Genomic DNA, 23543 nt, shown 5'->3' on the forward strand with positions numbered 1-23543 from the left:
AACAAGCTAAAAATGAGCGGGTTTTAATAAGAAAACCAAATGGTATTTAATGTTGTGATAAGAAAAAACTATGTTAGTTTTTTTGCTCCAATTTTGCCCAAGTATCCCTCAACGTAACTGTTCGGTTAAAAACCAATTGTTCGGGAGTGGAATCCTTGTCAACATTAAAATAACCCAAGCGTTGAAATTGAAATACATCCCCTATTTTGGCTTCTTGTAAGCTGGGCTCCAAATAACCGGTGACTTTCGTCAAGGAGTCTGGATTAATGAAATCCATAAAATCCTTATCCTTATGGGCATCCGGTGTGGCATCATTGAAAAGACGATCGTACAAACGAACTTCTGCCTCTATGGCATGCGGAATGGAAACCCAGTGTAGCGTTCCCTTCACCTTTCGCAAACTTTCTTCCGTTCCGGAACCACTTTTACTTTTGGGGTCATAAGTACATTGCACCTCTATAACATTTCCTTCCGCATCCTTGGTACAGCTTTCTGCTTTAATGATGTAACCGTTCTTCAACCGTACTTCACCCCCCAACTTCAATCTAAAGAATTTACGATTGGCTTCCTCCTTAAAGTCATCCTGCTCTATATACAATTCCCTGGAAAAAGGAACTTTTCTTTCCCCTGCTGATTCATCTTCTGGGTTGTTCTCGGCATCCAACCACTCCTCTTTCCCTTCTTCGTAATTGGTGATGACCACTTTTAACGGGTTAAGTACCGCCATAACACGTGGGGCAACCTTGTTCAAATGTTCACGCACATGAAATTCCAACAAGGATACATCAACCACATTTTCACGCTTGGCAATGCCAATGGTGTCCGCAAAGTTTCGGATAGATTCCGGGGTGTACCCCCTCCTCCGCAATCCAGAGATTGTTGGCATCCTTGGATCATCCCATCCATTTACTACACCACTCTCCACCAATTGAAGCAATTTTCGTTTGCTGACCACGGTATGACTAAGGTTTCTTCGGGCAAACTCGCGTTGTTTTGGGCGCAATCTATCAGAATCTACCAATTGGTCTAAAAACCAATCGTACAGTTCCCTGTGCGGCAAAAACTCCAGTGTACATAGGGAATGCGAGACTTGCTCGATATAATCACTCTCCCCATGTGTCCAATCATACATGGGATAAATACACCAATCGGTATTTGTTCTATGGTGGGGCTTATGCAGAATTCGGTACATGACCGGATCACGCATGAGCATGTTGGAAGAGGACATATCAATTTTGGCTCGCAAGACGTGCTCACCTTCCTTGAAATCTCCGTTTTTCATGCCCTCGAACAGCTTCAAGTTTTCCTCCACGGAACGATTTCGGTATGGACTTTCGGTTCCGGCTTCCGTTGGGGTTCCTTTTTGACTGGCTATTTCCTCTGAAGACTGACTGTCAACATAAGCTTTATTTGCCTTGATGAGCTCCACGGCCCAATCATACAACTGCTGAAAATAATCTGAGGCATAACACTCCGTATCCCACTCATAACCAAGCCAAGAGACATCTTTCTTAATGGCGTCTACATACTCCTTTTCTTCCTTGGCGGGATTGGTATCGTCAAAACGAAGATTTACGGGTGCATTATAACGCAATCCCAATCCAAAATTGAGGCAGATGGAGCTGGCGTGCCCAATGTGAAGATACCCATTGGGTTCCGGCGGAAAACGAAAACGAAGGCTTTCAGTATCGTACCCATTTCTTAAATCTTCCTCAACAATATGCTCAATAAAATTCAGCGATTTAACATCCTCGGCCATATCCAAAATTTGAAGCGCAAATGTAGTAAAAACGTGTCTTTGTAGCTAAAAATCACGCTTTAGTGTATACAAAGTACGCCATTTCACAACACTTTTAGTGCCCCCTACAACAATATATTTCCATTCGATGAAAATAAAATCATATTTGTTAATGGAAAGCTATATGAAAATGGGGCGCTTGAGAAACGCTCTAACGAACTAAAAGACATTAAGGGGCACAAACTAACTGGGCATTGTATGCCCTCAACCTCTTAAAACTAACGGTGATGAAAAAAAGTAGTTCAACGTATGGCCTTCTGGTACTGACCCTTATGCTGGTCATTTTTGGCGCATCCACAATGGAGGCCCAAATCCTAAACAAACCAACCGCCGCTCCCAATCCCAACTATGGAAGCAGCGACCCTTGGACCGCTGCTTGTGCCTCGAGCAGTTTCAACGAATATTATGTGAATTTCACTTGGAATCTGCCATTGGTGAACTCAAACAATGAGTTTGTCCTGGAGCTGTCCGATGCCAATGGAAATTTTGGTTCACCCATAGAACTATCTAGGGTGAGTGATAAAAACACCGTTTTTGATTTCGAATTTCAATTCTCCGTACCAGACTATGTCCGTGGAGAAAACTACAAATTCCGGGTGCGCAGTACCAGTCCTTCAAAAACCAGTCCTGCCTCTGATGCTTATCCCATGTATTATATTGATTATAATTCGCCCTTGCTCATCAGTGAGAATGGCAGTGGAAGCATTCCATCCGGCGGAACCATCCAAATATGTGATGGTGGCACCGTAACCCTAAAACCGCACAACATACCCAATGCCAGTACCTATAAATATAATTGGTACCGCAGCGGCACACTACTTCCCCAGAAGACAGAGAGCATCACCGTTTCTACTCCTGGGATGTATTATGTGGAGTTGGATTATGGTTCTATCTGTTCCGGATCGGCAAACACCCTGTCCAATACCATTGAAATCAATACAGGCAGCAGTATGGGTATCGCTATAAACGGTGCCAGCAATGTTGAGCTGTGCCCCGGAGATCCTTATACCCTACAAGCCAACATCACAGGAATGGGCCTTACCTACACTTGGTATAAGGATGGTACAAAAGTAAGTGGACCTACCTTGGAAGGTGATTCCTATGCGATAAACACCAATCTTGTTGGGTTTGATGGAAGCTATGAAGTTGAAATTGAAGGGCCAAGTGCCTGTAAAGAACGTTCCGCCGCAGTTTCCGTACAAAGTGCAGGTTCCTTTGAAGTGACCCTTAACAATGAAGAAAATATTGTGTTGCTGCCTTCTCAGAACAAAACCCTGTCAGTTTCCACAACTGCAGCATCTCCATCTTACCAATGGTACAAAGATGGTGGCGCCATCTCAGGAGCAACAACAAACACATTAAATATCAGTGAAGTAGGGGAGTATTACGCAACGGTTACCCAAAACGGTGGGTCTTGTTCCGTTTCTCCGAAAAACTCTACGGTCACCACAGTGGTATCTCCCAATTCCTTTGAATTTGTGATTGCCTATGTAGGTTCCTATACCTCATGTGAAAATTCTGATGCCACATTGAGTTTGTCAACCATTAATGCCGTAGGCGATGGTGGGGCAAAAACCGATGTAACCTCGGATTTGCAATCTTCATTCAGCTATCAATGGCTAAAAGATGGTAGTACTGTAAGTGGGGAAACCTCTAAGACCATAACCCTATCTGACCACGGGAACAATGGAAACTACAAACTAAATGGTTCCTTGGATGGGTTCAACGCATCGTCCAACACCCTAAATGTCAAGCTTGTTGTTAATCAGGCCCTTGATATTTCAACTACCGGAACCGTATTGTGCGAAGGTTCAGAACCTATCGTACTGAACAGCACACAAAGTCTGGAAGGTGAAACTTTTGAATGGGTTAAGGATGGTATTGTTGTGGACACCTCATCTGAAAGCTATACCGTTACTGAAGTTGGGGTATACAAACTTGTCATCAGGACCAACGATTGTCCATTGACATCCAATGAAATTACAATACAGGCCTTTGATGAATCATTATTGGTCTTGGACAAGCCTCAAGAACTTATCATTATTGAGGGCGAAACCATGACCATGACCGCAAGCGGTGCAGATTCTTATGAATGGTTCGACTACAACAACAATTTAGTATCCACACAGGACTATTTTGGTTTCCAAGAGGAAGGACAATACCTATTGGTAGCCCATTTTGGTGGGTGTACCGTAAGCCGTGTCATTACCGTGGTATATAGGGACATGTTTGCCATTCCCAATGTAATCACCGCCAATGGCGATGGCATCAATGACCTATGGATATTGCCCAACACCTACTCAAGGGACCAAGAAATCTTAGTGACCATATTCAATGAAAGAGGGAAGGAGGTATTCAGCCAGACCAATTATGAAAACAATTGGCCGCAATCTACCTCAACGTTCAACAAATCCAGCATGATCTTTTATTACAAGATCAGCAAAGGAGGGAAAAGCCTGAAACAAGGCACCATAACTGTTATCAAATAAACAGAAATGCACACCAAAAAACCTTTACTACTACTCGTCTATATCTTGCTACTTGCTTCATCCGGGACCTACGGACAAGAGGAGGATCCTTTTGTGCCCTATAACATCCCGTCCCAGAACTTGCTGAAATTCAACAGGTTTTTGTTGAACCCAACATTTTCAACAGTGCGTGAAGACAAGTCATATATCAACTTATTTCATAGAAACCAGTCGGTATCTTTTAACGATAACAACCAAGTATACTTCTTGAGTTATAGTGGTAGGGTAAGTGACAGAAGTGGTGTGGGTCTTAGCTTGTTCACCAATAGGGAAGGGGTTTTCAACAACTTTGGTGTTCACGCCAACTACGCCTATGGTGTGCGATTGGCCCCAAAAAGCACTTTTACTTTCGGAGCCAACTTTTCATATTATCAAAGCGCCTTGAACCAAGACCGTGTCAACGCCATTGAGGATGATCCGTTTTTAAACACTTTGGAGAGCAGTTCCTTGGTAAGCTTTCAACCCGGTTTCAACTTTTCCATAGGAAGCTTTGACATTGGTGGTTTTGCCGAAAACCTGTTTGATTACAACCTCAAGAACAGCGAATCCGTTACAGAATTCAACGAAAAAACCTATTCCGGTCACTTACAATATACCCATCAGTTTAAAAATGGTGCTGGGCTTTTGGAAAGCGCCAGATTGATGCCCATGGCCCGAGTGAGAAAAGTGGGTGAGGAAAACCTCGTATTGGGAGGAAACCTTATCCTTGATCTTCCCAAGCTAGGGTGGTTACAGGCAGGTTATGACGATTTCTACGGTGCATCGGCAGGGCTTGGGTTTAACTTGACCAAGAACATCTCCCTGGGTTACACCATGGAAAAAGGTCTTTCCAACAACTTTGAAAACTTTGGGGTGAGTCATGAGATTTCCCTTGCGTATTCCTTTACGCCCAATCTTACTGAGGACCGCGTAATGCTAGAAAAAGAAAACGAAGCCTTGGTGGAAAACGAAAATGTTCCACAGGACAGCTTGAGCATTACCGAAAAAGACCTTGAAATAGCACAATTAAAAGACAAGTTGGCCGAAAACGATGCCATTTTGGATGAGCTATTAATGCGACAGGATTCTATAGAAACCACTCGTAGACAAGATTTGGAAAAACGTTTTGAAACGGTCATGAAAATGGTAAAACGTGAGACAAGGGGGCAAAACCCAGCGCTTGAAGAAAAGGCCAAGCAAGTCTATTTTGCCAATATGGACAGTGCCGATCTTGTGACCCAAACCAAGACACAGCCCGTCTCCAATCATGGACTTACCAATACAACGTCAACCAAAAAAGTGATTCGTATTAACGAAACCAAAACCAATACAGCGGTAGCCCACACCTCTTCGGTAAAAAGGGACAAAACCTCCAACACCAAGAAAATCAAGTCTGCCCGCTTCAAATCAAATGCAATTCCAAATGTTCAAAGTGGACATTATCTGATAGCCAACGTCTTTAAAAATCCAGAAAACGTGGATGCCTTTATCCAAAAACTCCATGAACAAGGTATTCTTGATGCCGGTTTCTTTGAAAATCCAAAGAACGGTCTCAACTATGTGTACTTGGAAGGATACAAGGATAAAAAAGAAGCTTTGGAGGCATACCATTCCAAACTCAATGGTTCATACCAAGGTGATGCATGGGTGATGAACGTCAACGATGGTACTGCTACCATCCGAGGCTTTGTGAACAGTACAACCAGCACTACCACAACTCCTTCCAAATATGGTAACAACACCTTGCACAAGAATGTTAACAAAAGTAATGCTAACTCTGGCCGGGTAACTTACAAAACCATAAACGCAAATGGCTTGCCAGAGGGCTTCTATATCATAGCCAGCGTATTTGACAATTCAACCAGTGCCAAACAATTTGTAAAAGCACTGAATTCCCGAGGCTTAAACGCCAGTTACTTCATAAATCCAGAGGACAACCACAGGTATGTGTACCTCAAAAAACATGAAACCTGGAACAACGCCTTAACCTCATACTATTCCAAACTAAACGCTTCGTATGATGACCAAATGTGGATCATGCGCGTGAAACCAAACTACAATAGCTAACCATGGCCAAACCTTTACATAAAATATTGCTGTTCTTAGGGATGGCACTCATTTCTTGGGTGGGTACTTCCCAGGTCAAGAACACCTTTGACGTACGTTATGAAAACGAACTCAGGGGAGATCTGACCTTTATTGCCAACAATATAGTAAACAGGGACTCTGGGAGTAGAGACCCTGAAGACCCATACAATGCAACCGGTTCAAGCTCATCATATAATGATGACCTTAACATGCAATACATTGATATAGACGGGGATGGTTCCACCTTTAGTTCCAGTAGTGCCACCTTGGCGGTACCCGACCCTTCCTGTTCATTGATACGTTACGCCGGACTATACTGGTCCGCGGTATACAAGGGCAGTGATAGGAGCGATTTCAATCAGGTCAAGTTTAGGGTTCCTGGTGGTTCCTATGTGGATCTGACCGCAGATGAAATCTTATTTGATGGATATAACGATTCCGATTTTGGGAGCTATAGTCCCTATGCCTGTTATAAGGATGTAACCTCCATGGTATCCGCATTGGCCAACCCTGATGGGGAGTATTTTGTAGCCAACGTCAGGGCCAGTTCCGGAAGCTCCATTACCGGAGGTATTTCTGGAGGTTGGACCTTGGTCGTGGTTTATGAAAACCCAACGCTTCCCGGTAAATACATCACTACATTTGACGGGTATGCCGGTATCAAATCAGGACAAACCGTAGATGTACCGTTTAGTGGGTTTACCACATTGCCCGCACCATTTCCAGTACGTGCAAAATTGGGTGTGGCCACTTTGGAAGGAGACAACCGAATCTCTGGGGACAGGCTTGCCATTCGTGCGGACAGCAATGGTTCTTTTACAACTCTTGGAAACACGGTGAATCCCACCACCAACTTCTTTAACAGTAACATTACCATTGAGGACAATATTATCACCACACGAAACCCCAATAGTGTGAACACTTTGGGTTGGGATGTGGATTTGTTCACCATTCCAAACCCCAACCAGACGGTTATTCCAAACAGTGAGACCGGGGCTACTTTAAGAGCTTCCTCAACTCAGGATAAATATGATATCTTCTTTACCTCTTTGGATGTAGAGATCATTGAACCCAACATTGAATTGACCAAAACCGTTGAGGATATCGGCGGTAACGATATTACTGGTCAAGGGGTTAACTTGGGACAATACTTGGATTATGTACTCGCCTTTGAAAATGTAGGTAATGATGATGCCGTTGGTTATGTAATTCGGGATGTATTGCCCATCAACGTAACCTTGGACGAAGGTAGTATTTCCATGCCTGCGGGAGTAACCTACTCCTATGACCCTGCCACTCGGACCATTTTGTTCAATGTTCCGGACAGTATGGTAGAGGAAGGGGATCCTTTGGCTACTATCCGAATGCGTGTACAAGTGGCAGAAAACTGCTTTGATTTTATTGACGCCTGTACCGATATCATCCAGAACTTGGCCTACTCTACCTATAGTGGGGCCATCAACAATGCGCAGATCACAGACGACCCCAGTGTGTCCGAATTTGATGGTTGTGGTTTCCCCACACCTGGGGCCACCAATTTCTTGTTGGATGACCTCAGCGCCTGTAATTTTAGTAGGACCGTACAGCTTTGTGGTGACACTGTGCTTTTGGATGCAGGAGATAATTTTGATAACTATATCTGGTACCGTGATGAAAACGGCAATAACCAGATTGATCTAGGAACGGATACAGTCATTACCGATGCCGATGCCGACAACGATCCAAGCACCATTTTAGTAGGTGATACAGGAACTTATCTTGTAGACAAACAAGTTGCTGATCCCTGTAAGGATTTCATGGAAATCATTGTGGTTGAATTGTTCGGTTCCGTACAGAGCAATCCTATTACGGCGTTGATCAACGATACCTCCAACACCATTGATGGCGAAATCCAAATCTGTCCCAATGATGGTAGCGAATTGCCTGAAATTTTCTTGTGTGGTCTAAATGACACCGAGCTTATTCAGGTCAACATTCCTGATGCACAGAGCATTGTCTGGGAACAATTGGACGAAACCAGTTGTGGATCGGCCGTTTCAGGTTGTGCCAACACCAACGCAAGCTGTACTTGGAACACTGTAGATACGGGCAACGACTTCTTGGCTTCCGATTCTGGGCAGTACCGATTGGTCATCAACTATCAGAACGGATGTTTCAGCAGGTTCTATTTCAACATTTACAAGAACCCGCTCAACCCACAATACACTTCCAGCGATATTATCTGTGATACGGATGGAAACATTACCGTGACCAATATGCCCATCAACTACGAATATCAGCTTTTGGATCAAACCACAGGAAACGTATTGGTTCCTTATGGGCCAAGTCCAAGCTTTGATATAGACACCAATGGTGCCTATGCGGTTGAAATGAGACAACAAGGTGTTACCGATGGTTGTGTGTTTATGCTTGAAAACATTGGGATTCTGGAAAGAAACTTCCAAGTGGACATCACCACAGAAGACACCAACTGTAACGGTTTGGGTGAAATTGCCATTTCTGTGCTCAATGTAGAACCCCAATACTATTATGAAATAGCGCAAGGTGGTACTGTAGTGGATACCCACGGACCATCCACAGACAACAACTACACCTTTGAGAACTTAAACGATGGGGTTTACGATGTTACCGTAACCACCGACGACGGTTGTACCTATACCGAACAAGTCACTATTCTTGATTTGGCCAATTTGGACCTCAATGCCCAAGTGAACCAACATATAACCTGTGTAGATGGCCTTGTAGAGGTAGAAGCAACTGGGGGTAGGACTCCATATCTATATGCTATCTGGTCCTATGTGGATGAATCCAGCACTACCATTACTTCCTACCCTACAGTAGCAGATATTCCACCTTCCGAATTTCAAAGCGGTACCACATTTAGTATTCCTACAACTGCTCCCGGGCAGTACACCTTTGTAGTGGTCGATGGGTACAACTGTTATGATTTTTCCAATACAGTGACCGTTTACTCACAACCTGCAGCAGATTTTGATCCAACCACAGTAACGGATGTACTCTGCTTCGGTGAATCTACCGGTGCACTAACTTTCAATCTGCTGAATAGCAATGGATATTCGTTAACCTATTATCTATTTGATGCCACGGGATTTGACGACACGGACTATGACTATGTAGATGCATTGGCCACCAATGCTACTGGGTATTTTCCCAACCTGCCTGCCGGAGATTATGTGCTCGTTGTAAATCAACAAAATGGAAGCGCTTCTTGTGATCATATTGAATATCACACCATCTCTCAACCCACAAATGCTTTGGATGCGGATGCAGTCCTGACCCAAGACTATACCTGTTTGCAAAATGGTATTATTGAAGCCCAAAACGTAACCGGGGGCACAGCTCCCTATGAATACAGTATTGACGGGGTAAATTTTGTCAACGGTCCAGGAGCTGAAACCTTTTCTGGACTCACAGATGGCACCTATACCATCACCATTAGGGACGACAATGGGTGTGCCATAACCATGGACCCCATTACATTGGATGCCCTTGATCCCCCAACGGATATCGCTTTTTCGGCTACCAATCCAGTATGCCCAACCTTTGTTTCCGATGTTGCCTTAACCGTTACAGGAGGCACACCCAATTTAACCTATGAGATTATTTCCCCTGCCGGAAGTGCGGTTAATAACGGCAATAACAACTCTTTTACAGGGTTGGCCCCAGACACGTACATGTTCAGGGTTACCGATAGTAATGGATGTTTCTATGATGAAAGCTACACCATAGACCCCGTTACCGAAATTTCCGTGACAGGGCAATTGTTGAGCAATATCACTTGTTTTGGTGATACAGACGGGGAACTCCAATTCAATGTAGCCAACTTCAATACAGATTATGACTATTCTGTAACAGGTCCTGCCACTTTCAACGGAAGTGCACAGACCAATGGAACCATTTCTTTGTCCGGATTGGCCGAAGGAACCTATACCATTACCGTAACAGATAACTTTACCAGCTGTACCGATACGGCCAGTGTTACCATAAACGCACCACCTTCAGCATTGACAGCTTCCCACGTGGTTGCCCAACCTAGCTGTATTGCCAACGGTTCGGTTACCATTACGCCATCAGGAGGATGGGGAGGCAACAGTTTTGAAATCACTGCAGGTCCGGTCGGATATGTCCTTCCTGCCGCGCAATCAAACGGAATATTTGCCAATCTTAACATGGGAGGAACCTATACCTACACGGTTACCGATTCCAACGGATGTGTTTTTACAGATACCTTTGATGTTATTGAAGCCGTGGCCCCTGTTTTGGCCATTGTACCCAACGACATTTGTTATGATGATGCCGTAGGCCTCACCCTCACCGCCAATGTGACTTCTGGTGGTGACGGAAACTATGAATATAGTCTTAATGGAGGCCCATTTCAGGCCAGCAATGTATTTTCTGGTCTAGCTTCAGGAACCTACACCATTGATGTTAGAGACGGGAACAGCTGTACAGATTCAGCCTCCATCACCATTGATCCAGAGTTGAGCGTGATTGCTTCGGCTCCAAACATTATTGCTTGCGGAACAGATACTGATATTACCATCACCGCTGCCGGTGGCGATGGCAACTATGTATACGCTGTTGTGGGCAATGGGGTTACTCCAGCTGATGGGGATTTTTCAACCACCAACCCCGTTACCGTAACGGGTGCCGGTGATTACGATGTGTATGTTCGAGATAACAATGGCGCTGCTGGATACTGTGAGGCTTCCTACGATATCACCATAGCCCAAGACCCTCCATTGGCCATTTCCGTTGCTGATACAGGAATTTTGTGTAGTGGAGAGGCACAAGCTACCATTACCATCACCGCTTCAGGTGGTGAAGCTCCCTATCAATACAGTATCAACAATGGTGCTACGTATCAAGCATCAAACACTTTTGTGAACCAAGCTGCGGGCAGTTACAACATCCGCGTTAGGGATGCCAACAACTGTATCGTTGATGAAATTTATACCATAACCGAACCATTGACCCTTTCCGCTTCTGCCGCCGTTACCCAATTGGCAGAATGTAACCCAGGGTTGGGTGCTGAGGTGCGTATTACCAATGCTTTAGGGGGTACCGCTCCTTACGAGTACAGTTTTGATGGTGGGTCCACATATGGATCAAGCTCCATAGGGTATCTATTCCCAGGGACACATACACTTTACATCAGGGATGCCAATCTTTGTACCTATCCCATGACGGTGACCATTGACCCTGTTCCCACCCCACCTAATGTTACTCCAGCCATAGACTACGAATGTGATGGCGAAGGCATCATTACCTTGACTCCGGACAGCGCAGATTTTGATTACACTTACGAAATTGATGGGAATCCAAACACTCCCGCCAACTCAAATATCTTTAACAATGTTCCCGTTGGATCACACACCATTACGGTAAACTATACCAGCAATTCAGCACCAACTCCAAGTGTGTTGCTGTTGGAAACTTTTGGAACAGGACCCAACACCAGTATTCCTGAGGTGGATCCTGCTTATTGCTACGAACCTCAAAATGGTACGGTGAACACCTGCGGTTGGGGTATAGACACCCATATCCAAGACGGGGAATATTCAGTTACACAAACCATTGTAAACCCCTATGGTACATGGAGAAACCCTAATGATCATTCCGCCTTGGCCAATGGTAGGTTCTTGGCCATGAATGTAGGTGGTGCCGTAGGACCCAATGGAATTATCTATGCCAAAAGAGATATTGAAGTGGTGCCCAACCGGGATATCACCATTTCATTATGGGCTTTCAACTTGTTGAGAGTTGGTACCGGTGGCGCCGATCCTGATATCGATATTCAATTGGTTGACGGTGTAGGTACTGTTATTGCCAGTACCACAACAGGACAGGTTCCTAAAAACAATGATGCTGATGATTGGCAGAACTATACGGTTACCCTAAATCCAGGGGCCAATACCAATTTGGATATTGTAATTCGTACCAACTCTGCTGTTACGGGTGGAAATGACATCGCCATTGACGATATTCAGGCATTCCAGACTCCTGAGGTTTGTTCCGGTTCATTGACGGTTGATGTCAATGTTGAGGATGGCCACGCCTTTGATGGCGCCATCACGGCCTTTACCGATATTTCTTGTAATGGTGTTGCCGACGGTTCCATTACTTTTGAAGCAGAAAACTTTGATCCTGCCACAGGATTTACCTATCAAGTGGATGGTGGTGCGGTTTCTGCAGCTCAATTTGCAAGCCCAATCACCGTAAACGGATTAACGGCAGGCAATCATACTATCACCATTGTAGATCTAAGAGACCCTGCGTGTTCAGTTATCTTAAATCAAACTTTAACAGAACCCAATGCATTGGTTGCTTCGGCCTCTGTTACCAGTGTGATGACCTGTACCAATGGAGGGGCTACCATTACGGCTTCGGCCACTGGTGGAACCCCAGCCTACCAATATCAGTTAGAGGATAATGTTGGCGGTGTGCTTGTTGCTTACCAATCTTCCAACATATTTACCGGTCTTTCCGATGGCGATTATATTGTTAGGGTTATCGACACAAACCTGTGTGAAGACCCTGTTGATGCGGCAATTACCATTGCGCCTCCCGCCGATATCCTATTTGATGTTACGCCCACAGCCTGTTATAGTGGAAACAATGACGGCACCATTCAAGTGGATGTGACCAGCGGAAATGGCGATTATCAATTTAGTTTAAATGGGGGTCCTTGGATCACACCAAGTCCAGCTACGGCTACAACACACACTTTCTCTGGCCTAGCTGCTGGAAACTATACCATTAATGTAAGGGATGGATTTGGTTGTACAGGTACGCTTCAAAACGTGACCATTGTAGACGCCTTGATTGCCAGTGTGGCCGTTGAGGACATTACCACCTGTGCCGATGGTAGCATTACCGTTACCGCTTCTGGTGGTTCACCTACCTTGGAATATGCTTTTGTGCCTACCACCACTGATCCAACTGGATCCTTCTCCCCAACCAACACCTTTACTGTTACTGCTGGTAACGAAGGTACTTATGATGTATATGTTAGGGACAATTCCGCAACAGCTCCTTTCTGTGAGTTTATGGAAACCGTGACCGTGAATCCCGCTACGCCATTGACCATGACGGCCACTCCAACAGACCCCGAATGTCATGATGGAACCGGCTCTATTTTGGTGGATATCACTTCAGGTCTTGCCCCATACACTATTCAGATTGTTGATTTGGACAATGGAGGTGCTTCAGACCAGACCGACACCAATGTGCTTGCCTCAAGCAGAACCTATTACAACCTGATGCCCGGGGATTATACCATCAATGTCACTGATGCCACAGGCTGTACCATTACCGATACACAGACCATCAACAATCCAGATGAGTTGACAGGGGTTGTGACAGGGGTTACACCCGCAACTTGTACTGGCGACATCAATGATTTTGGTTTTGAATTCTCTGGATATCCCACCACTTTGGGAACCATTCAATTCAGTGCCGATGGTGGTGCCACATGGATAGGGGACAACTCTGTTCCAGGTACATCAGATCAATTTACTGGATATACTTCTGGTCAAACAGTTTATCCTTCCATGAGAACCGTGGATGGATCCAACAATACCATTTGTCAGACTGACCTTCCTCCGTTCATTATACCATACCCATTGGATGACTTGGACATTACCATATTGCCAATAATTGTCAATTGTAATGAACTACAAGTTACGGTGAGAGGACAAAACGGTACGGCGCCGTATGAATATGCCTATTCGGACGACCCGGCCAATTTTAATCCAGCTACTGCAGCATGGACCGCTCCTTTGCCTTTGGGAACAACCCACACCTTTGTCGGATTGGTCCCTGGTAGAACCTATACCTTCTACGTTAGGGATAGCGCAGGTTGTGTTCGTCAAAGTAACGTGAACGTGAACGATATCATCACGGTTCCTTTGGAAATTACATCAAGCATCACTCCAAGCTGTGATGGCGCAAACAACGGAAGTATCACCTATACCGTAACCGATAACCAAGCTCCTTTTGAAACACAGTTCAGATGGACCTTGTATGATATGAGTTCCGGTTCTGCTGTTTTTGTAACAGATAGTGGGGGAATAGTTCCCTTCTCTACTCCACAACAGGATGTTACCATCAATAATTTGGCTCCTGGAAACTACTTCATCGAAGTTGTTGAAGTAGATGGTTCAAACAATGATAGTTGTGTTGGCGCCACTGAGAATGAGTTATTGATAGAACTGGACCCGTTGAGTGGAACCCCTGTTGTCCTACAAGACATAAGTTGTAATGCCTCTGGACTCATTGAGGTTCAAAACCCTCTTGGTGGAGGCGGAATCTATACCTATACCGTAACTGGACCCGCTCCGTTTGTAACCATTACAACAACATCTGATAATCCTATTGAGATTCCTGCCAATTCACCTGCTGGAACCTATGCTGTCGAAATTCAGGATCAATTTGGTTGTTCCATGCCTTTGGGTACGGTGGATCTCGATTTGACACCCAATCCGACAATTACCGGTATCGCTGTGGATAACTGTACCGATCCCGCTACGGTGACCATTACGGCAACCACTACGGCCGCACAAATATTCTATTCTTTGGATGGTGGAACCTCTTATCTTGATAATGGTGGGGTATTCAACAATATCGCAGCAGGAACCTATAATGTGTCCATCATTGATAGCAACGGCTGTATTGATACAGATACCGTAACGGTTCATCCCGTACTTCAGGCCGATGTGGCATTGACCAAGCTTTTGGATTGTTCTCCAAGCCCTGATGCTGAAATTACCCTTGAGGTACTTCAAGGCTCTGGAAGCTATGATTATGAAATTTCCGATGGTTCTGGAATTGTGGTCAGCAGAACAAGCTTGTCCACCAATCCCTTGGTGTTCAGTACCACAACAGTAGAGGATTACATCATCACCATTTATGACAACAATACCGCTTCCCCTGAATGTTCAAGGGTATTCAATGTATCGGTTCCTCCGGCCATTATGCCTTCGTTCAGCATTACATCCTTCTCAGAGGTTACCTGTAATGGAGATGCAGATGGTACTATCTCGGTAAGCGCCGTGGACAACGGTACAGGACCTTATACCTTTGAAATTATTTCTGGACCCGGAAGTTCTGCTTCCTTCCCAATTGCACCAACCTCAAGCAATGCCACTACGGCTACCTTTACAGGACTTGAAGGAACTGTTGCAGGAATCACCTATACCATTGAGGTTACCGCGGCCAATGGTTGTACCGCAACCTTGACCCAAATTATAAGTCAGCCCGACCCTATTGCCAACATCAACACCAGTGTGGTAGAGTTTGGTTGTACCACGGGCAACAATATGAACAATGCCACTATTACTGTGGATACGGCCTCAATTACTGGTGGAAGTGGTACCTACGTGATTTATGAGTTCATCAATAACCAAGGGACCGTAGCAACAGGCGATGATGTTGTGGTTCAGTCTGGATCGAACAATGTGTACATTGAAACCAACATGGCCGGCGGAAGTTATATCATCAATGTATATGACAACAATGGCTGTATGGGAACCACTACGGAGACCATCGCCCCATTTGATGAGTTATTATCAGCCTCTGTGGCCATTGATGCCGTTGCAACTTGTGTTACGGGTGAAAACATCACCATTACCGCCACAGGTTCTATCACCAATTCCACAACAGACCCAGCCAATTACGAGTTTAGGTTGTTGCCATCAGGCGTATTCCAAGCTTCTGGAAGCTTTACCGGATTGGCCGTAGGCATCCATAACTTTGAAGTTAGAAATACCGTTACGGGATGTATCATCTCCGTTTCCCATACCGTGGCCAGTCCCGAAGTATTGGATTTGGATGTGGTAAGCACCACCAATATCACTTGTTTTGGTGCCGCAGATGGCGAAGTGGAATTGAACTTGGTAGATGCATCTAGCATAACCTATGCCAGTGCAACAAGCTATACCCTATATTATGACATAAACAATACGCCCACCAACTTGGCCGATGATGTGGTTACCACAGGTTCTGATGCTGATGGTAGTTTTACCATCACTGGTCTTGCTGCTGGAACATACTATATTGAGGTTACCGACACCAATCCTCCGGGGGCGGCCTGTGTGTATACCCAATCTTTTAATATTGCTGGTCCAGCTGCAGCCATAACCGCAGCTACGGCCATAACCGATATTACCTGTACCCCAGGAAATGACGATGGTATCATTGAAATCATCAATGCCCAAGGAGGATGGGGAGGCTATCTGTACTATGTGAGCACTGTGGCCAATCCTGACCCTAATGATTCCTCAAACTATGTGGCCAACCCAAGGTTTGAAAACCTTGTGGCCGGTACGTATGAAATCTGGGTGATTGACCAATTTGGCTGCGCTACGCAACTACCGGATGAAACCTTGGCCGATCCACTGCCCATAGTGGCAGACCTTCAGGTCAACAATGAAAACTGTGTTGACCTACAAGGCGAAATCGAGGTTGTGGGCATCCCAGCCACCAACCCAGTTACAGGTGGTCAGGGAAGCAACTACACCTATCAATTGATCCGTAATGGAAGCAATGTAGGTTCTCCTCAGACCAGCACCATTTTCTCTGGCCTAGGGGCAGGTTCCTACGAGGTCTACATCATTGACCAATGGGGTTGTGATACCACTGTTGGGCCAGTAGTCTTGAGCGAAGCCATGTCTGCAACTGCAACCGTGGTAAAACCAATAGATTGTACTGTAGATCCAGGAGGACAGATAACCATCAATGTTTCTGGTGGTTCCTCCAACCTGTTCTTTGAAGTGGTTTTCCCTGACGGATTGACCACAGCAAACAACACCACAGGTATTTTTACTGCACTTACACAGCCTGGAACATATACATTCACCGTTACAGACAGTGATACCACTACACCATGTACGTTTACGTTGACCCAGGAATTGGATGATAAGGTTAATCCTTCACTATTGGCTTCAACCATACAAAATGTAAGCTGTTTTGGTGGCAGTGATGGTAGTATCTTGGCTAATTTGGACCCTGCAACAGCTACGAACCCAATATATAGATATGAACTTATCGGAATAAGTGTTGGGGCCCCAAGCAGACCATTGCAAGACACGCCATTATTTGAAAACCTTCCTGCTGGGAATTATGAAGTACGTGTAGTATCCTCTAGGGGTTGTGAAGACATCAGGCCGGAAACCATCACCGAACCAACGGCTTTAACAGCTTCCGCAACGGCTTCTGCCTTTGTGTGTAGCCCAGATAATTCCGTAGATGAGTCTACTGTTACTGTAACGGCCAATGGCGGAACGGGCACCTACTATTATAGCTTTAATGGTAATGGCTTTACCCAAGATGCTACATTCGGCGTAACCGATAATGGTTCTGTACAGACTATCAATTACATTGTAAGGGATGCCAATGGCTGTGAGTATGTGGACAGTGTTGATGTTCAACCATTGAACACTTTCACATTGAATACATCACAGGACATAGTCATTACTTGTAATGATCCTGAAAGGGTTACCATCACTGTGATTGAAAGTATTGGTGGTGATAGCTATACCTTTGCATTGCTGCCCGTAGGAAACCCTTATGGAAGTGTGGTTTCCAGCACATCAACAACGGCTACTTTTGATTTGTCCATTCCCGGAAACTATACATTCCGTGCCACAAACGATACCACAGGATGTTATGAGGAAATCACCTATACGATAGCTCCTTATGATACCATTGATGTAGTAGCATCGGTTGTATCCCATGCCATGTGCTATGGTGAGGCTGGAACCTTGGAAATAGATGTTACAGGATATACCGGTGCCTACGATTATGAAGTGTTTAGGACAGACGGTACATCCACAGGGGTTACAGGAAGTGGTAATACCGCTGTGAATCCTTTTGAGATTCCTGATCCAACAAACCTTTTGGTGGGTGGAAGCTATTATATCCGAGTTACGGAAACCGGTGCCCCATTCTGTGTGGAAGATTCCAACACGGTACAGATCATTTCTCCAAGTGCGGCTTTGGATGCCACACCTTTGGAAGTGGCCAATGTTACCTGTACCAATGACCAAGGACAGATTTATGTGGCCCCAACAGGTGGTACCGCTCCCTACAATATTGTATTGACCAATACCGATACCAGTCAAGTGTACAATGCCAATAATGTGGCCAGCTTCCTGTTCACAGGATTGTCCGCTGGTGACTTTGATGTGGAAATCACCGATGCCAATGGTTGTCCTTTGACCAGAACCATAACCTTGGTTCGTCCAGATGACATTACTGCAAGCATCAGTGCTTCAACCACTATGCTGGATTGCTATGGCCAAGATGATGCCTCCATTACCGCTATTAATGTTTTGGGTGGTCAAGGTGTATATCAATACCAATTGAATGTTTACGATGCAACCGGAACAAACATTGTGTTTACTTCCGGAGTACAAAGCAGCGCAACCTTTACCGGTTTGGGTGCAGGGTACTATGGCATCACCATATCTGACGACTGGAACTGTGGTGTGGATGTTGGTCCAATTCAAATCCAAGAACCCGATGAAGTAGAGAGCAATTTGGTTCAGACCGCCGAAATGACTTGTACCATGGATGGTAGTATGCGTTTGTCTGCCTCCGGAGGAAGTGGTTCCTATGAATATTACGATGTGAACACATCTACATGGCAAAGCTTCAACAATGGAAGTTACCATGATTTCCCTAACATGTTGGCCGATGCCTATCAATTCATGGTAAGGGACAGCAATGGTTGTACGGCCATGGTGTCCAACCAAGTAACCATTGACGAAGTGCCAGAGCTTATCCTTACCATTGATGATTCCGCAGCCTTTATCAACTGTTTCGGAGAGCCTACTGGTACCATCATTGCACATGCAACGGGCGGTCTGGGCAATTATAACTATGAATTGTTCAGCGATGCTGCCTTGACCAACTTGGTAGCAGGACCAAATACCAATGGAGTCTTTAACGGTCTTTATGCCGGGGACTATTATGTAAGGGTCACCAGTGAAGATTGTGTTGAGGTTTCCCCTGTTATCCCAATTGTAGACCCTGCACCATTGCAAGTGGATCGTGAGGAATCTACAGATGCGACCTGTTCTGGTATAAACGATGGTACCATCACTGTGGAAGTCTCTGGTGGAACTGGGCAGATTTTATATGCCATTTCACCCAACTTAGATCAGTTTGATACGGTAAACACCTTTACCGATCTAGCGCCTGGCACCTATGATGTCATTGCCCAAGATGTAAATGGATGTTTCATGACCTTCCAGTTTGATATTGAACAACCCGAGCCTATTCAGGCAGAGGCCATCAATATCATGCATGAAGTTTGCTTTGATAGTGCCGATGGTTCCTTTGAACTTCAGATTACGGGTGGTACTGCGCCATACGAAACAGCTTTGGATTCCAATGCGGATGCCGATTTTGTTCCTGGACAGACCGTCTTCCAAAATCTAAGTGCCGGAACCCATGTGGTCTTCATTAGGGATGCTCAAGGGTGTGATACCAATGTCTTTGTGGAAATTGAACCTGGAGTAAACCTAGGGGCCACGGTAACCCCAATGTATGAGTGTACCGGAAACATCCCCAACAACTCTTTGGAGATTGTCTTTGAAGATCCAACAGTATCTGCCGATGTATTGTACGCTTTGGATTCTACCGATCCAGCCGATATGCAATTGAATGCGGACTTCACCAACATGGCTCCCGGCGATCATTACATCACCATTGCCCACGCCAATGGATGTATGACCACCTATGATTTCACCATAGAAGGCTTTGAGCCATTGACCTTGATCTTGGAAAACAATAGTATTAACCAGATAACCGCCGTTGCCGAAGGTGGTGTGGCTCCGTACACCTTCTATTTTGACGATGTTGACAACGGAAGTGAAAACACCTTCTATATCAATAGAACAGATACCTATACCGTTACAGTAATCGATCAAAACGGATGTCAAGCCACTGCAGAGATATTCATGGAGTTCATTGATATTGAAATGCCCAACTTCTTCACACCTGACGGGGATGGTCTCAATGATATGTGGATTCCAGATAACATTGAAGGCTTCCCAGACGTACTAATTACCATTTACGATCGTTATGGTAGAGTAGTGGAGAAAATGACCCGGGACACCGATGGCTGGAACGGAGAATATGACGGTAAACCATTACCAACCGGTGATTATTGGTACGTAATTCGTTTAAATGGTGAACTGGATAACCGTGAGTTTGTGGGCCACTTTACCCTATATCGACAATAATGCTTAACCTACGCAACCCCATGCTAAAGAAAATATATCCCTCTGTCTTTCTGTTCCTCTTGGCCTTTATGGCCAGAGGGCAGGAATTGACTATACCTCAGCTGTCCCAGTATATAGCTGACAACCCCTTTATCATGTCCCCAACCTATGCTGGGATTGGGGACCACATAAAGGTCCGGTTGAACGGGTTGACCCAGTGGGTGGGGATTGAGGATGCTCCAGATACGCAAACCTTGGCAGCGGACGCCCGAATAGGAAACCGATCAGGACTTGGAATGCTGTTGTACAATGATAGCAATGGTGAGACCAAACAAAGAGGGGCCAGGGTATCTTTTGCCCACCACCTTACCCTAGATCGCTATGATGATATTTTTCTCTCTTTTGGAATCTCCTATAACTTTAACCAGTTTCGGATAGATGTAGAGAACTTTACGGCAAACAATGGACAACTTCCTACGGATGACAAAGCCACTACCAACCACAATTTTGATCTTGGAGTGCTTTACCGATATGATAAGTTCTATTTGAGCCTCAATGCATCCAACATCCTCAACAAGAATTTGGAACAGTTCAATCCTGTTTTTGAACCCAATACCTTAAGAAACTATTACCTGTACACAGGATATAGTTTTTCCAAAAACAAGAACAGCAAACTGGAACTGGAACCCTCTGTTTTCTTCCAATGGTTCGAAAGTGATAACCGTTCCGTAACAGACCTTAATGCCAAGTTCAGATTCCATGATTTTGAGGATTACTATTATGTGGGACTCACCTATCGTTTTTTGAACGATCAATTCGGTTCTCCATTGTACATAGCTCCAATAGCAGGATTTAAAAAAAGTAATTTCTATTTTGGCTATTCCTATCAGGTCATTACCAACGAAATTTTAGGATATAGTACAGGAACACATGTACTTACCGTGGGTATGGATCTCTTCCAAGGGATAAGCAATTGTAGATGTATGTATTGATTTAGCTGGTTTTGATCTATTTTTGCCCTTCAATTCAACTCTTGTGGGAAAAATTAGGGTAAACAATATCAGGATACATTCCAATCATGGATGTTTAAAGGAAGAAATGCTCATTGGCAGTGATTATCGTGTGGATTTGGAAATATCCGCGGACCTATCTTTACCTGCCGAATCCGATAAACTTAGTGAAACGGTCGACTATGTTCATCTGAACAATATTGTAAAGGAAGAAATGGGCATCCGCTCCAATCTTTTGGAGCACGTTGCAAAACGTATCATCAATCGTATTCTCCAAGAAATACCTGAAGTGACAAATGTGATTGTTGAAGTTTCCAAAATTAACCCACCCATAGGCGGTGATGTAGAAAGTGTAACTGCTGTTTTAGAATTGGAAAGGCCAAAATAAGGGTTTGGGCAAGCTAAAAAAAGTAGTACATTTGCACTCCTGTATGGCATCGTGGCCGAGTGGCTAGGCACAGCTCTGCAAAAGCTTGTACAGCGGTTCGAATCCGCTCGATGCCTCAAAAACCCAACAAATGTTGGGTTTTTTTATTCACTTATCCGTTCTATTTCTTGTTTTATATTGAACTCATCCTTGGGAAGAAACCCTTTGGTAATGAGCACAATACCGCATATGACCAATACCAGGCCCAATCCCTTTTTAATAAGGACTATCCGTTCATGGGTCAAGTACTTTTTGAGTTGTTTGGCCAGTATGATCTTTAGTAAATCGGTACCAAAATATACTGCTATCACCGTTCCGAAGAAAACCAATATTCTGTTGGGATCATTGTCCAAGCTTGGGCCCACTACAATGAGAAGTCCCAACCAGAATGCCAATACCCCAATATTTATAAAATTCAACAAAAACCCTTTGGCCATAAGCACCAGATAGTTTCCTTTTGTAGCTTTAAGATTGGCCTTTTTTCCTGGTTTTTTCATAAAGAGGACAATGCCATACACCAACAAAATCATACCGCCAAACACAAAAAGTCCAGGCTGGTTACTCAGGTTTTCAAGCAATTGGAAACTACTGAAATAGGCAATGACCAAAAAAACGATATCGGCAATGATCACCCCTACATCAAAACTTACCCCAGCCCTAAATCCTTTTGTGGCGCTGGTTTCCAACAGAACAAAGAAAACCGGCCCGATCATAAAGCTCAGTAAAAATCCCAAGGGTATCGCTGCTTGGATATCGTCGATCATATTGTATTATTCCACTCTCTTTATTTTTCCACCAAAAACAGTGGATTCGTCCATTTTTACTGGATCACCATACACAAGGACCTCTCCTCCTGCCTTGACATTGGCCTTGACATAATCTGTGGCGTAAATCTCGGCATTTCCACCTGCATTCACACGAATGGTCGTAAATTTTGTCTTAAAGGCTTTGGCGTAATATTCTCCCCCCGTATTGATGATAATATCTTGATTGTTGGAAAAACCGGAAACCAAAATTTCGCCTCCAGATACGGCCTTTATCAATAATTGGTCTACCTGACACGCAATTTCAAGTTCCCCACCCTCCTGTGCTTTCAGTTCCAAGACATCTTGCACATAGGTCTCATCGGAATACATTCTGGCTTCCTCATTCACATCAATGACATTTAGGGCCTCGGTATGGTATAAATCGATATACGTTCGGTACCCGCTGAAAATTTTATCGATTTCCATGCGGATTTTCAATACCCCATCATTGTTCACAATGGCCACTTTATCGGTATTGGCTCCGGTAATGACCGCTTTGTTTTCAGTGGATTTGATAAGGTGTATGGATAGCCCATCGAAACCCTTGACTTCTGTAAACTTCTGAAGATCTTTTACAATCTCCCGGTCTTGTGCATTCAGGCACTGTAAGGAAAGCAACAGTAAAACAATCGTAATTGGTTTCATGTCTCAAAAATTT

Annotated in this window: 8 protein-coding genes and 1 tRNA gene; 6 read left to right on the top strand and 3 right to left on the bottom strand. The window is 44.5% G+C overall.

From position 1 onward, the window contains the following. Positions 1-73: 73 nt before the first annotated feature. Positions 74-1759 (bottom strand): glutamine--tRNA ligase/YqeY domain fusion protein, encoded by a 1686-nt coding sequence (locus ACPD8L_RS10920; protein ID WP_423943360.1) that lies wholly within the window; start codon positions 1757-1759, stop codon positions 74-76. A gap of 266 nt (positions 1760-2025) precedes the next feature. Between ACPD8L_RS10920 and ACPD8L_RS10925 the strand changes: the two genes are divergently transcribed. The 6 genes from ACPD8L_RS10925 to ACPD8L_RS10950 all read left to right on the top strand — a co-directional run bounded on the left by ACPD8L_RS10925 (position 2026) and on the right by ACPD8L_RS10950 (position 22156). Beyond that, positions 2026-4287: a T9SS type B sorting domain-containing protein gene (locus ACPD8L_RS10925; protein WP_423943362.1), complete on the top strand. Its 2262-nt coding sequence runs from the start codon at positions 2026-2028 to the stop codon at positions 4285-4287. Positions 4288-4293: 6 nt separating this feature from the next. Further along, entirely contained in the window at positions 4294-6372 is a 2079-nt protein-coding gene (locus ACPD8L_RS10930) for a PorP/SprF family type IX secretion system membrane protein (RefSeq protein WP_423943364.1), read from the top strand. Positions 6373-6374: 2 nt separating this feature from the next. Further along, positions 6375-20663 carry a T9SS type B sorting domain-containing protein gene (locus ACPD8L_RS10935; RefSeq protein ID WP_423943365.1) on the top strand — a complete coding sequence of 4763 codons (14289 nt, stop codon included), beginning with the start codon at positions 6375-6377 and terminating at the stop codon, positions 20661-20663. 20 nt (positions 20664-20683) lie between these two features. Then, a complete protein-coding gene (locus tag ACPD8L_RS10940; RefSeq protein ID WP_116217608.1) occupies positions 20684-21634 on the top strand; it encodes a PorP/SprF family type IX secretion system membrane protein in 951 nt (316 codons plus the stop codon). Between the two features lie 43 nt (positions 21635-21677). Further along, positions 21678-22040 (top strand): dihydroneopterin aldolase, encoded by a 363-nt coding sequence (folB, locus tag ACPD8L_RS10945; RefSeq protein WP_116216654.1) that lies wholly within the window; start codon positions 21678-21680, stop codon positions 22038-22040. 45 nt (positions 22041-22085) lie between these two features. After that, positions 22086-22156: transfer RNA gene (locus tag ACPD8L_RS10950), tRNA-Cys, on the top strand. A 27-nt stretch (positions 22157-22183) separates the two neighbouring features. Here ACPD8L_RS10950 and ACPD8L_RS10955 read toward each other — a convergent pair. Both ACPD8L_RS10955 and ACPD8L_RS10960 read right to left on the bottom strand, forming a co-directional pair. Then, the gene (locus ACPD8L_RS10955; protein ID WP_116216653.1) at positions 22184-22843 is read right to left on the bottom strand and encodes a LysE family translocator; all 660 of its coding nucleotides are present in this window, start codon (positions 22841-22843) and stop codon (positions 22184-22186) included. Positions 22844-22849: 6 nt separating this feature from the next. Further along, positions 22850-23530 (bottom strand): head GIN domain-containing protein, encoded by a 681-nt coding sequence (locus ACPD8L_RS10960; protein ID WP_423943367.1) that lies wholly within the window; start codon positions 23528-23530, stop codon positions 22850-22852. Positions 23531-23543: the final 13 nt, after the last annotated feature.

Source organism: Flagellimonas algicida (assembly GCF_049629585.1).
In the GTDB taxonomy this organism is placed as follows: Bacteria; Bacteroidota; Bacteroidia; order Flavobacteriales; family Flavobacteriaceae; genus Flagellimonas.

Coding starts and splice junctions, on each gene's coding strand:
- ACPD8L_RS10920 (WP_423943360.1), bottom strand. CDS start 1,759: ATGGCCGAGGATGTTAAATCGCTGAATTTTATTGAGCATATTGTTGAG.
- ACPD8L_RS10925 (WP_423943362.1), top strand. CDS start 2,026: ATGAAAAAAAGTAGTTCAACGTATGGCCTTCTGGTACTGACCCTTATG.
- ACPD8L_RS10930 (WP_423943364.1), top strand. CDS start 4,294: ATGCACACCAAAAAACCTTTACTACTACTCGTCTATATCTTGCTACTT.
- ACPD8L_RS10935 (WP_423943365.1), top strand. CDS start 6,375: ATGGCCAAACCTTTACATAAAATATTGCTGTTCTTAGGGATGGCACTC.
- ACPD8L_RS10940 (WP_116217608.1), top strand. CDS start 20,684: ATGCTAAAGAAAATATATCCCTCTGTCTTTCTGTTCCTCTTGGCCTTT.
- ACPD8L_RS10955 (WP_116216653.1), bottom strand. CDS start 22,843: ATGATCGACGATATCCAAGCAGCGATACCCTTGGGATTTTTACTGAGC.
- ACPD8L_RS10960 (WP_423943367.1), bottom strand. CDS start 23,530: ATGAAACCAATTACGATTGTTTTACTGTTGCTTTCCTTACAGTGCCTG.